Origin of the sequence: Cellulomonas xylanilytica (assembly GCF_007989805.1) — a bacterium.
Lineage (GTDB): Bacteria > Actinomycetota > Actinomycetes > Actinomycetales > Cellulomonadaceae > Cellulomonas > Cellulomonas xylanilytica.
The window spans coordinates 20,614-33,438 of sequence record NZ_BJUB01000001.1; the positions used below are offsets into that span (position 1 = coordinate 20,614).

At 74.4% G+C, this 12,825-nt stretch carries 10 protein-coding genes; 7 read left to right on the top strand and 3 right to left on the bottom strand.

Features of this window, described 5'->3' with window-relative positions:
- The first annotated feature begins 43 nt into the window (after positions 1-43).
- The gene (locus CXY01_RS00095; RefSeq protein WP_146925048.1) at positions 44-1,276 is read left to right on the top strand and encodes an MFS transporter; all 1,233 of its coding nucleotides are present in this window, start codon (positions 44-46) and stop codon (positions 1,274-1,276) included.
- Here CXY01_RS00095 and CXY01_RS00100 read toward each other — a convergent pair.
- Positions 1,214-2,944, bottom strand: a complete 1,731-nt coding sequence (locus CXY01_RS00100) for a helicase HerA-like domain-containing protein (RefSeq protein ID WP_146925049.1) — start codon at positions 2,942-2,944, stop codon at positions 1,214-1,216. The two genes, CXY01_RS00095 and CXY01_RS00100, sit on opposite strands and share 63 nt — an antisense overlap.
- Before the next feature lie 78 nt (positions 2,945-3,022).
- Here CXY01_RS00100 and leuS point away from each other — a divergent pair, with 78 nt between their 5' ends.
- The 5 genes from leuS to holA all read left to right on the top strand — a co-directional run bounded on the left by leuS (position 3,023) and on the right by holA (position 10,976).
- The gene (leuS, locus tag CXY01_RS00105; RefSeq protein ID WP_146925050.1) at positions 3,023-5,932 is read left to right on the top strand and encodes a leucine--tRNA ligase; all 2,910 of its coding nucleotides are present in this window, start codon (positions 3,023-3,025) and stop codon (positions 5,930-5,932) included.
- 5 nt (positions 5,933-5,937) lie between these two features.
- Complete coding sequence (locus tag CXY01_RS00110; RefSeq protein WP_146925051.1) at positions 5,938-6,903, top strand: DegV family protein; 966 nt, start codon at positions 5,938-5,940, stop codon at positions 6,901-6,903.
- A gap of 185 nt (positions 6,904-7,088) precedes the next feature.
- Positions 7,089-8,183, top strand: a complete 1,095-nt coding sequence (locus CXY01_RS21095; RefSeq protein ID WP_246124864.1) for a ComEA family DNA-binding protein — start codon at positions 7,089-7,091, stop codon at positions 8,181-8,183.
- 236 nt (positions 8,184-8,419) lie between these two features.
- Entirely contained in the window at positions 8,420-9,937 is a 1,518-nt protein-coding gene (locus CXY01_RS00120) for a ComEC/Rec2 family competence protein (protein WP_186813239.1), read from the top strand.
- A 19-nt stretch (positions 9,938-9,956) separates the two neighbouring features.
- On the top strand, positions 9,957-10,976 hold the full coding sequence (holA, locus tag CXY01_RS00125) for a DNA polymerase III subunit delta (protein ID WP_146925053.1): 1,020 nt from the start codon (positions 9,957-9,959) through the stop codon (positions 10,974-10,976).
- Positions 10,977-10,987: 11 nt separating this feature from the next.
- Here holA and CXY01_RS00130 read toward each other — a convergent pair whose 3' ends face one another.
- A complete protein-coding gene (locus CXY01_RS00130; RefSeq protein ID WP_146925054.1) occupies positions 10,988-11,611 on the bottom strand; it encodes an EAL domain-containing protein in 624 nt (207 codons plus the stop codon).
- An 87-nt stretch (positions 11,612-11,698) separates the two neighbouring features.
- On the bottom strand, positions 11,699-12,427 hold the full coding sequence (locus CXY01_RS00135; protein ID WP_146925055.1) for an EAL and HDOD domain-containing protein: 729 nt from the start codon (positions 12,425-12,427) through the stop codon (positions 11,699-11,701).
- A gap of 214 nt (positions 12,428-12,641) precedes the next feature.
- On the opposite strand from CXY01_RS00135, the gene CXY01_RS20725 reads away from it, so the two are divergent.
- A complete protein-coding gene (locus tag CXY01_RS20725) occupies positions 12,642-12,782 on the top strand; it encodes a hypothetical protein (RefSeq protein ID WP_186813240.1) in 141 nt (46 codons plus the stop codon).
- Positions 12,783-12,825 lie beyond the last annotated feature (43 nt).

The following is a 12,825-nucleotide window of genomic DNA, read 5'->3' on the forward strand; positions in this document are numbered from 1 at the left end:
CACTCCGTCTCGCGATCGAATCGATTCGTCCGGAGGCTCCTCGTTGGTCACCCTGTCGCCCGCGCGCTCCCGCGCCGCGCTGCTCGCCCTCGCGCTCGGCGGGTTCGGCATCGGCACCACCGAGTTCGCGACGATGGGTCTGCTGCCGGAGATCGCCGACGACCTGGGCGTGTCCATCCCCGCCGCCGGGCACGCCATCACGGCCTACGCGCTCGGCGTCGTCGTCGGCGCCCCGACGCTGGCCGCGCTGGGCGCGCGCCTCGACCGGCGTCGGCTCCTGCTGCTGCTCATGGTCGCGTTCACCGTGGGCAACGTCCTGTCCGCGTTCGCGCCGAGCATGGGCTGGCTCGTGCTCGCCCGCTTCCTGGCCGGGCTGCCGCACGGTGCGTTCTTCGGGGTCGGCGCCGTCATGGGCACGGCGGTCGTCGGGCCCGAGCGACGGGGCCGCGCGGTTGCCGCGATGATGGCCGGGCTGACGGTCGCGTGCGCCGTGGGCGTCCCGCTCTCGACCATCGTCGGGCAGGCCGTCGGCTGGCGCTGGGCGTTCGTCGGGGTCGGCGTGCTCGGCCTGGTCACGCTCGCGGCGCTGCACGCCTGGACGCCGTCCCTGCCGTCCGCGCCCGGCACCACGGTCCGCACCGAGCTCGCCGCGCTGCGCAACCGCCGGCTCTGGATCGCGTTCGGCGCCGGCGCCGTCGGGTTCGGCGGCATGTTCGCGGTGTACTCCTACGTCAAGCCGCTGCTCACCGAGGTGACCGGTCTCGGGCTCGGCCTGGTGCCGCTGGTGCTCGCGCTGTACGGGATCGGCATGACGATCGGGACGGTGGTCGGCGGACGGCTGGCGGACCGGTCCGTGCTGGGCACCGTCATCGGCAGCATGGTGGCGACCATCGTCGTGCTCGTCGCCATCGCGCTCGTCGGTGCGTACCCGGTGCCGGCCGTGCTCGCGCTCGTCCTGCTCGGCGTCACGTCGCAGGTGCTCGGCCTGTCGCTGCAGACGCGGCTGATGGACGTCTCACCGGCTGCTCCGTCGCTCGGTGCGGCGCTGTGCCACTCCGCGCTGAACCTGGGCAACGCCGCGGGGGCGTTCGCCGGCGGGCTGGTCATCGCCGGCGGGTTCGGCTACCTCGCGCCGGCCTGGGTCGGCGCCGGCCTCACGGCGGTCGGGCTGGTGGTCGTGCTGGTATGCGGTCGGGGTGGGGTCCCGGTGCTCTCAGCGCCGGCGGGTGCCGAAGATCGTGCGCGTGATCTCACGCCCGAGCTGAGTACCCGCTGACCGCAGCAGGCTGTCCAGCGGGCTGGTCCGGCTGGTCGACCGCCGGGGAGCACTCCGGCGGGCCTCCCGTGCCGCCTCGTCCGCACGGTCCTGCGCCTCCTCGGCCTCCTGCTCGCGGCGCGCGGCCTCCTGCGCCTGCTCGGCCCGCACGGCCAGCAGCTCGTACGCCGACTCCCGGTCGACGGCGACCGCGTACCGCGCGGACAGCGGTGATGCCGCGACGGCCGCCGCCAGGTCGGCCGCGGGCATCGGCTCCATCGACGACTGCGGCGCCCGCAACCGGGTCCAGGCCACGGGTGTCGGCGTCCCGCGCTCCGACTGCACCGTGACCACCGCCTCGCCCGTCCCGAGCGACTGGAGCAGCTGCTCGAGGTCGTAGGGCGAGGTCGGGAACGTCCGGGCGGCCGCCCGCAGCGCCTTCGCGTCGTCCGGGGTGAAGGCCCGCAACGCGTGCTGGACGCGGTTGCCCAGCTGCGCGAGCACGTCGGCGGGCACGTCCTTCGGGCTCTGCGTGACGAAGAAGACGCCGACGCCCTTCGACCGGATGAGCCGGACCGTCTGGGTCACCTGCGTGAGGAAGTCGGACGACGCGCCCGTGAACAGCAGGTGGGCCTCGTCGAAGAAGAACACCAGCCGCGGCTTGTCGGGGTCGCCCACCTCGGGCAGCACCTGGAACAGCTCGGCCAGCAGCCACATGAGGAACGTGGAGAAGAGAGCCGGCCGGTCCTGCACCGCGGGAAGCTCCAGCGCGCTCACCACGCCGCGACCGTCGGGCGTGGTCCGCAGCAGCTCCGAGACGTCGAACGCGGGCTCGCCGAAGAACGCGTCGGCGCCCTGGCCCTGCAGCGACACGATCTCGCGCAGGATCACCCCCGCGGTCGCCGCCGACAGCCCGCCGATGCCCTTGAGCAGCGGCCTGCCCTCGTCACTGACCAGGTACGCGATCGTCGCCTGCAGGTCCTTGAGGTCCAGCAGCGCCAGTCCCTGCGTGTCCGCCCAGTGCATGATCAGGCCGAGGCTCGACTCCTGCGTCGCGTTCAGCCCGAGAACCTTGGCCAGCAGCAGCGGCCCGAAGTCAGTGACCGTCGTGCGCACGGGCGACCCCTCGCCGAGCCCGCCGAGGCTGAGGAACTCCACCGGCGACGCCGTCGCCACCCACTGCTGACCCAGGCTCTGCGTGCGCGCGAGCAGCTTCTCGCTCGACGCACCGGGGACGGCCAGACCGGACAGGTCGCCCTTGATGTCGGCGACGAAGACCGGGACGCCCGCCGCGGACAGCCCCTCGGTCAGCACCTGCAGGGTCTTGGTCTTGCCCGTGCCGGTCGCGCCGGCGACGAGGCCGTGGCGGTTCATCATGGCGAGCGGGATGCCGACCGGTGCGCCGGGGATCGCGACGTCGTCCTCCACCAGCGCGCCGACCGGGAGCATCGGGCCGGTGAACGTGTACCCGGCGACGATCTGGGCGGCGTGCTCCGACAGCGCCGGTGCGTCGTCGGAGGGGGCAGGTGGCCCTGCCGTCCCTGCCGCTGCCTCGGCCGCGGCGAGAGCCGCTGCGGCGGCCTCCGCTCGGGCTTCCGCCGCCTCGGCGGCGGCCTGGGCGGCCGCGGCGCGCAGGGCGGCGAGGTCGGCGGCGGACGAGACGGGGGCCGACGACGTGGGGTCCGACATGTCCGGAGCATACGACCGCGGCTCCGCCTGCACCCGGCCGCGTACGTCGGCCCGACACGTGGTCGGTAAACTCGCCGGGTGACCTCGCAGGACGCCCCCACCGCCACCCCGGCCGCCGCCACCGCCGCGTCCACCGACGACGTGCCCTTCCGCTACACGCCGGAGCTCGCGCGCCAGATCGAGCTGCGCTGGCAGGACGAGTGGGCGGACCGCGGCACGTTCTTCGCCGCCAACCCGACGGGCGACCTCACGGACGGGGAGGGTCGGCACGCGGACCCCGCGCAGCCGGCCTACTTCGTGATGGACATGTTCCCGTACCCCTCGGGTGCGGGCCTGCACGTCGGGCACCCGCTGGGCTACATCGCCACGGACGTCGTCGGCCGGTTCCGTCGCATGCAGGGTGACAACGTCCTGCACGCGTTCGGCTTCGACGCGTTCGGCCTGCCCGCGGAGCAGTACGCGGTGCAGACGGGTCAGCACCCGCGCACCACCACCGAGGCCAACATCGTGATCATGCAGCGCCAGCTGCGCCGGCTCGGCCTCGCGCACGACCCGCGTCGCTCGTTCGCCACGATCGACCCGGCCTACATCCGCTGGACGCAGTGGATCTTCCTGCAGATCTTCGACTCCTGGTACGACGAGACGGCACCCCGTCCCGACGGCGGCACCGGCCGCGCGCGTCCCATCGCGGAGCTGGTCGAGGAGTACGAGTCCGGCGCCCGTGGCGGCGAGTGGGCGAGCCTGGACGCGGTGGCGCGGCGCCGGGTGCTGGACACGCACCGGCTGGCCTACGTCTCCGAGACGCCGGTGAACTGGTGCCCGGGCCTGGGCACCGTGCTGGCCAACGAGGAGGTCACCCCCGACGGCCGCTCCGAGCGCGGCAACTTCCCGGTCTTCCAGCGCAGCCTGCGGCAGTGGAACATGCGGATCACGGCCTACGCCGACCGGCTGATCGACGACCTGGAGCACATCGACTGGCCCGACAAGGTCAAGGCGATGCAGCGCAACTGGATCGGCCGGTCTTCGGGCGCCCGCGTGCGCTTCGCGGTCCAGGGCGGGGACCAGGTCGAGGTGTTCACCACGCGTCCCGACACCCTGTTCGGCGCCACGTTCGTCGTCGTCGCCCCGGAGCACCCCCTGCTGGACCAGGTGCCGGCGGCGTGGCCGGACGGGACCAAGGATGCGTGGACCGGCGGGCACCGCACCCCGGCGGACGCCGTGGCGTCCTACCGTGCGGAGACGGCCGCCAAGACCGCGGTCGAGCGCCAGGCCGACGCCGGCCGCAAGACCGGGGTGTTCACGGGCCACCTGGCGGCGAACCCCGTCAACGGCGAGCTGCTGCCCGTGTTCACCGCGGACTACGTGCTGATGGGCTACGGGACCGGCGCGATCATGGCCGTCCCCGGCGGTGACGCGCGCGACTTCGCGTTCGCGGAGGCCTTCGACCTGCCGGTCGTCTACACGATCGACGCCCGGGAGGGCACCGAGCCTGGTGCCCGCACCGGTGACGGCGTCGCCATCAACTCCTCGAACGAGGAGATCAGCCTGGACGGCCTGGGCGTCGCCGACGCCAAGGCGGCGATCACGGACTGGCTGACCGCCAAGGGCGTCGGCGAGGGCACGACGACCTACCGCCTGCGCGACTGGCTGTTCAGCCGCCAGCGCTACTGGGGCGAGCCGTTCCCGATCGTCTACGACGAGCACGACCTGCCGCTCGCCGTCCCGGAGTCCGCGCTGCCGGTGAACCTGCCCGAGGTGCCGGACTACTCGCCGCGCACGTTCGACCCCGACGACGCCCACTCCACCCCCGAGCCGCCCCTGGGCCGCAACGAGGACTGGGTGACCGTCACGCTGGACCTGGGCGACGGCCCGAAGCAGTACCGCCGGGACACCAACACGATGCCGAACTGGGCGGGTTCCTGCTGGTACTACCTGCGCTACCTGGACCCCACGAACGACACCCTCGTGGTCGACCCGGCGCTCGAGCAGTACTGGATGGGTCCGGGGCACGGCGAGCAGGCGCCGGGCTCGATCGGTGGCGTCGACCTGTACGTCGGCGGCGTCGAGCACGCCGTCCTGCACCTGCTGTACGCGCGCTTCTGGCACAAGGTGCTGCACGACCTCGGCCACGTCTCCAGCGGCGAGCCGTTCCACAAGCTGTTCAACCAGGGGTACATCCAGGCGTACGCATACACCGACGCCCGCGGCGTGCACGTACCCGCCGACGAGGTCGTGGAGGACCCGTCCGTCACGACCGGCTTCACCTGGCAGGGCGAGGAGGTGAACCGCGAGTACGGGAAGATGGGCAAGTCCCTGAAGAACATGGTGACGCCCGACGACATGTACGCGGAGTACGGCGCGGACACGCTGCGCGTCTACGAGATGTCGATGGGCCCGCTCGACCTGTCCCGTCCGTGGGAGACCCGCGCGGTGGTCGGGTCGCAGCGCTTCCTGCAGCGGCTGTGGCGCAACGTGGTCGACGAGGGCACGGGTGCCACGCAGGTGTCCGACGAAGCCCCGTCCGTCGAGACGCTCAAGGTGCTGCACCGCGCGATCGCCGACACGACGGCGGACATGGCGGCCATGCGCATGAACACCGCGATCTCGCGCCTGATCGTCCTGAACAACCACCTGACCACGCTGCCGACGACGCCTCGGGCGGCCGTCGAGGCCCTCGTGCTCATGACCGCGCCGGTCGCGCCCCACCTCGCCGAGGAGCTGTGGTCCCGCCTGGGCCACGACCGGTCGCTCGCGTACGAGCCGTTCCCGGTGGCGGACCCGGCGTACCTGGTCGAGGACACCGTGACCTCCATCTTCCAGGTGCAGGGCAAGGTCCGCGGCCGGGCCGAGGTGGCCCCCGACGTCTCGGAGGACGACCTGCGCGCCCTGGCCCTCGCCGACGCGGGGGTGCAGCGCGCCCTCGACGGCCGCGGCATCCGCACCGTGATCGTGCGGGCGCCGAAGCTCGTCAACATCGTCCCGGCCTGACCCGCATGCCCTCACGACGGCACGTCGAGCAGCCGTCGGTCGCGATCGTCACGGACTCGACGTCGTCCCTGCCCGACGGTGCGGCGGAGCGCTGGGGCATCGGCGTCGTCCCGCTGGACGTCGTGGTCGACGGCGTCCGGCACGTGGAGGGCGTCGACCTGACGCCGGGCGAGCTCCTCGCCGCCGTGACCGCCGGCGCGAAGGTGTCGACGTCGCAGCCGCCGCCGGCCGCCTTCGCCGCGGCCTACGACCGAGCGGCCGCGTCGGGAGCGCGGGAGATCGTCTCGATCCACCTCTCGGGTGACCTGTCGGGCACCGTCCGGGCGGCGCAGCTCGCCGCCGAGGCGTCGCCCGTGCCCGTCCACGTGGTCGACTCGCGTGCCGTCGCCATGGCGCTCGGGTTCGCGGTCCTCGACGCCGCCCGGTTCTCGGTGGGCCCTGCGCCGGCCGAGCCAGCCGCCGCGCCGGTCACCGGACCCCTTGCGGCGGCGCGCGCGTGGTGGCGCGGCAGAGGGCAGGTCGAGCCGCTGCTGCCCACCGGGACCGAGGTCGCCGCCCGGGCCCGTGCGGTCGCGGGGTCGACGCGCGTCTGGTTCCTCGTGGACTCCCTGGACCACCTGCGCCGAGGCGGGCGCCTCAGCATCCCGGCCGCCGCGATCGGCATCGTGCTCGGCCTGCGGCCCATCCTCACGCTGCACGACGGCGGGATCGACGTCATCGAGAAGGTGCGCACGCGGCGCGCTGCCAGGGACCGGCTCGTCGCCCTGGCCGTCGCCGAGGTCGCCCAGCGTCCGCTCGCCCGCGTCGCCGTGCACCACCTGGGCCAGCCGGAGCTGGCGGCGACGATCGCGAGCGAGCTCGCGGCGGCGACCGGCGACCACCTAGCGGAGACGTCCGTGTGCGAGTCCAGCGCGGTGCTCGCCGCGCACGCCGGTCCGGGTCTCCTGGCGATCGTGGTGGCGGACGCCTGACTGCCGCCGCACTCTCGCGACGACTGGCGGTGGCGTGACGAGCCCTCTGACCGACGTCCCCGGACCTGTCGCCCGTGCGGGCCTGTGACGCCGGTGATCCGCCCACAGCCCCGCCCGACGGGTCCTCCTCCCGGCCGTGCACGTGCGCGGCCTCTCGTCGTCGGCGCCGACCGTACGTTCACCGGGTGCACCGCCGTGATCGCGACCTCGCCCGGATCGCCCGGCACCGCCTGACCGCACTCACCACACCCCGCGCGCCCGCCGGACCCGACCATCGACCGGCTCCCGACGACGCGGGCGACGGAGGGCTGCTCGCACCGCCCGCGTCCGTCGGACTTGACCACCGACCGGCTCCCGACTACGCGGGCGACGGAGCGGCGACCGATCTCCGCCCGCCGGCGGGCGTCCCCGCGACCACCCGGCGTGTCGCCGCGCACCCCGTGCGGTGGTCAGCCCCGGACGTGGCCGGCTGGGTCCCTCCTCTGGGACCCGCGCCGGAGCCGGGCGGGGCCGCGGTGCTGCCGTCCGCCGGCATCCCTGAGCGCCTGGAGGTCGGTGGCGGCCAGCCCGTGCCGCCACCGACCCACGCCCAGGCGACGCTCACGACCGCGGCGCTGCAGGTCGCAGCCGCCGGCTACACCGCGACCCACGGACACCCGGCGGCCCGCGCGCACGCGGCACGCCGCCGCGTCCGGTGGGCGATCTCCTGGCGGCTGGCCGCGGCGGCGGGAACCGTGGTCCTGCTCGTGGCCGGTGCGGTGGCCCTGCGTGCGGCCGCCCTCGCGCCCGGACCTGCGGTCGCGCTGCCCACGCCGGCCCCGAGCGTCCCGGAAGCCAGCGCGTCCCCGACCGGGACGGCGGACGTCGTCGTGGACGTCGTGGGCGCCGTCGCGACCCCTGGCGTCGTCCGCCTCCCGCAGGGGTCCCGTGTGGTCGACGCTCTGGCCGCGGCGGGCGGTGCTGGCGCGGACGCGGAGGTCAGCGCGCTGAACCTCGCGCGGGTCCTGGTCGACGGCGAGCAGATCGTGGTGCCCCGGCCCGGAGAGCGAGCGGCACAGCCCGGAGCCGCGGGGCCGGCGGGCGAGGGGGACGACCTCGTGGACCTCAACACCGCCGACGCCACGGTGCTCGACTCGTTGCCCGGCATAGGCCCGGTGCTGGCGGAGCGGATCGTCGCCCACCGCGAGGACGGCCCGTTCACGACGGTGGACGAGCTGGCGGACGTCGCAGGCATCGGCCCGACCCTGCTCGAGCGTCTCCGCGACCTGGTCCGCGTATGACCCCGACCGGCACACCATCGCCCCTGTCTCGGTCCGGTCGGACCTCGACGGTCGCGCCTCCGCCGGGAGCCTCGCACCCGACCATCACGCCACCGCGCCTGGCTGGTCCCGCTGCGCCCCCGCGACCAGGACCCACCCGAGAGCGCACGGGGACATTGCCGCCTCCAGCCCCGCCGTCGGCGCCGACCGGTGGGCACGGTCCGGACGACGACCCATACCCACCGATCACCGTCGACGTGCGACTGCTCCCCGCCGCGGCAGTCGCGTGGCTGGCGGCACTGCTGGTCGCGCGCGTGCCGTCGGGCGCCGCGCTGACCGGTGCTGTGGCCTCTGTGGCCTGCCTCGCGGTCGGGGCCGGCGTCCTGGCGGTGGGCCGTCACGCCGGCCGGCGAGCACCTCGCGTCCGGGCGTACGGTGCGGTCGGCCCGGTCGTCGTCCTCTGCCTCGTCGCGGCGGCTGCCGTGCTCGGCGCGGGCGCGAGCCAGACCGCTGGACGCGAGGGCGGTCTGCTCCCGGTGCTCGTCACGCAGGGTGCGGTGGGCCGGGTCGAGGGCGTCGTCGTCGGGGAACCGACCCTTTTGCCGCCGGCGTGGCCCGGTGCACCGGAGCGGGTCCGGTCCGTCGTCGCGGTCGATCACGTCGCCGCCCGGGGTGAGGAGTCGGGGGGGACGGGTCAGGTGCTGGTGCTCGGACCGTCGTCGTGGGCTGCACTGCCCGCCGGTGCGCGGGTCGCGGCCACCGGCCGGTTGCGCGCGGCCGAGACGGGTACCCGGACGGTCGCCGTCCTGCTCAGCAGCGGGGTGCCGGAGCTGGTCGCGGCGCCGCCGCGGGCGGATGCGGCTGCCGCACGCTTCCGAGCGGGCGTCCGGACGCTCGCGGCGACGCTCCCGGGGGACGCCGGGGCGTTGTACGCGGGCATCACCGTCGGCGACACGTCCGCGATCCCCGACCCGCTCGAGGACGCTCTGCGCACCGCGGGGCTGACCCACGTCACGGCCGTGTCCGGCGCGCACTTCTCGCTGGTCGCCGCGCTCGTGCTCGCCCTGACCTCCGCGGTGCGGCTGCCGCGGCCGGTCCGCGTGGTCCTGACGCTGGCGGCGATGGCGGCGATGGTGCTCGTCGTCCACCCGTCCCCGAGCGTGCTCCGGGCTGCGGCGATGGGAGCGGTCGCGTTGCTCGGTGTGCTGCTCGGCCGTCCCCACCGCGCGCCCGCCGCCCTGGGCGCGACCGTCGTCCTGCTCCTCGTCGCGGACCCGTGGCTGGCCGGCGAGCTGGGCTTCGTGCTCTCGGTGCTCGCCACCGGGGCGCTCGTGCTGCTGGGTGGCCCGCTCGCCGACCGGTGGTCCGGCGCGCTCGGCCGTCCCGCGGCCACCGCGCTCGCCCTGCCCGTCGCTGCCCAGCTGGTCTGCGCTCCGGTGGTCCTCCTCCTCACACCCGCCGTGTCCCTGTACGCGATCCCGGCCAATCTCCTGGCCGCACCGGCGGTCGCCCCGGCGACCGTGCTCGGCCTCGCGGCGGGCTGCGTGGCGCCGTGGTGGTTCGACGGCGCCCAGGTGCTGGCGCTGGGTGCCGGCGCGGCGTGCTGGTGGATCGGGGCGGTCGGTCGCGTGGCCGCTGCGGCGCCCGGCGCGCAGGTGGCCTGGCTGCCCGGATGGACGGGCGCCGTGCTGCTCGCCGTGGCGGGCGCCTGCGCGATCCGGCTGCTGGCCGTCGGGCGGGCGACACCGACGTCGCCGTCGTCGGGACGTCAGTGACGTCTGGCAGGCTGTGCGCGTGCCTCCCTCCACCCGCCGTCCTGCGTCCCGCGCCGCGAAGGCCACGGCCGGCGTCTCGTGGGAGGCGGTCGAGCTGGCACCCGTCCTGCTGGTCAGCGGGGCCGAGGGTCTGCTGGCGGACCGCGCGGTGGACCGGGTCGTCTCGCTCGCCCGAGCGGCGGACGCCGGCGTCGAGGTCACCCGGCTGGACGCGGCCGACTACTCGGCAGGGACCCTGGGCGTGGTCAGCAGCCCCTCGCTCTTCGCCGAGGACAAGGTCGTGGTCGTCGACGGGCTCGAGCGCGCCGGTGAGGAGCTGCTGGACGACGTCACCGCGTACCTGGCGGCACCCCCGCCCGAGGTCGTGCTGGTGCTGCGGCACGCCGGTGGACAGCGCGGCAAGAAGCTGCTCGACGCCCTGCGGTCGACCGGTGTCCCCACGGTCGCGTGCGACGTGATCAAGTCCGACGGCGACAAGAGCGCCTTCGTCTCCGCCGAGCTCCGGCGGGCCGGCCGCCGCGCCGACGCGCAGGCGGTCCGGGCGCTCGTGGACGCCGTGGGCAGCGACCTGCGTGAGCTCGCCGCGTCCTGTGCACAGCTCGTCGCCGACACCACCGGCCTGGTCGGCCCCGAGGCCGTCGAGCGCTACTACGGGGGCCGGATCGAGGCGACGGGCTTCCGCGTCGCCGATGCCGCCGTCGCCGGGCAGTCGGGTCAGGCCGTGGCGCTGCTGCGGCACGCGCTGGCCACGGGCGTGGACCCCGTCCCCGTCGTCGCGGCCCTCGCCGCCAAGCTGCGCGTGCTGGCCAAGGTGGCGGCGGTGCGCGGGCGCGGGGCCGGTGCGGTGCGGGACCTGGGTCTCGCACCGTGGCAGACGGACCGGGCGATGGCGGACCTGCGCCGGTGGACGCCCGAGGGCCTCGCCAGCGCGATCTCCGCGGTCGCGCAGGCGGACGCGGAGGTCAAGGGGGAGGGACGAGACCCGCAGTTCGCGGTCGAGCGGGCGGTTCTGCGCGTCGCAGCGGCCGTCGGTTCCTGAGAGTCGCGCGCCTACGCGGTGAGGGTGATCGCGGGACCGAGGACGTCTCCCTGCAGCAGGTCGAACCCCCACGCGCGGCACTCCTCGACGAGCAGGGAGTCGGAGACCCGCTCGGCGACCAGCTGGGCCCCGTGCGTCCGTGCCAGGTCCACCAGCGCCGCGCCCTGCCGCCGGACGTCCCGGCAGTCGATCTTCACGAAGTCGGCGTAGGGCATCATCGCGACCTGGTCGGGTTCGGCCGCGAAGTCGTCGATCGCGATGAGGTAACCGCGCTCCCGCAGCCGCTCCAGACCGTCCATGACGTCCTCGTCCGCCGCGACGGACTCGACGATCTCGAGCACCAGCCGGCCGGCGTGAGCGGGGAGCGGGCGGTCGTCCACCAGGAACGAGCGGGTGATGTTCACGAACGCGTAGGTGGTGGCCGCAGGGGGACCGTCACCGAAGAGGGCCTCGAGCACCGACGCGGTGGCGACGTCCTGGCGGTCGGACCGCCACCGGTCGACCTGCGCGGGGAGGCCGTCGCGCGACCGGTAGAGGAACTCGTTCCCGAAGAGCCTGCCGTCGGTCGTCCAGATGGGCTGGGACGCGATGGGCAGCCGCGACGGGAGGGCGGGGGAGACGACGGACGCGGTCACACTGGATGAGAGTGACGTCGCGCCGGTTCATGACGCGGTTCACCCGCTCGGAGCAACGGGCTGTGACGGGGCACGTCGGCCGACGTGCTAGAGGCTGACGCGACGGGCACCCGCGCGGTCGAGGACGCCGGCCCGCTCGAGCAGGTTTCCCTGGAAGAGCGTGAACCCGAGGTCGCGCGCGTGACGCAGGGTGTCCGGGGTCTCGACGTACTCGGCGACGAGCAGCGCACCGTAGGACCGCGCGAGGTGGACCACCGGCGGTCCCTCCACGTCGAGGTCGCGCACGTCGATCTTGACGAAGTCGGCGTGCGGCAGGAGGCGGCGCTGGTTCGGGTTGCTGACGAAGGCCGGGACGGCGACGCGGAAGCCTTCCTCCCGCAGCCGGCGGATGCCGGACAGGACGGCGGAGTCGACCGTCACGGCGTCGTTCACCTCGATCACCAGGCGGTCAGGCCTGCGCGGGATGGGCAGATCGCCCACGAGGTAGGCACGCGGGCACCGCACGAAGAGCAGCCGGCCGTTGGCCACGTGCTCGAGATCGGCCCGGCCGAACGTGGCGCCGAGGACGTGCGCGGTCGCCCGCTCGTGCTGGTGCGAGCTCCAGGACATCGCGCTCGCGGTGAGCTGGTCGGGGGAGCGGAACGACAGCTGGTAGGCGAACGGGCGCCCGTGCTCGGAGAAGATCCCCTGCCGCGCGACGAGCACCGGCTCGTGGGAGATCCGCTGAGCCCACTCCTGCCTGAGGGCAAGAGGGATGGCGTCCTCCACCGCGGCTGCCAGGTGCGCGAGCCGCCCGTCGGCGTCGTCGGGTGTCATGGGATCTATGACACCACATGTTCGGTGCTGTGAACCGCCGCCGAGCGGGTGGAATTCTGAGCCGGTGCAGAGGGCTCCTGCTGAGCGGGCGCCGAACCGTGATCTTTCACCCTTTCAGGGCGGGACCGGTGAGTAACGGAAGACACGATGCGAGTCACAGGCCATCATGGGCACCACCTGCACGCCGGTACGACAAGAAGATGGAGCACCTCCCATGCCCAGACCCCTCAAGTCCGCCATCGTGGTCCTCTCCGTGCTGGGGTTCCTCACCCTGGCACCGAGCTCGGCCCTCGCCAACGGCAGCGGCACCGTCATCAACGGCGGCGCCAGCGGCTGCTGCCGGATCATCAACTGACCCCACCCGCGATGCACAGCAGAGGCACAGACACGCCGTCTCT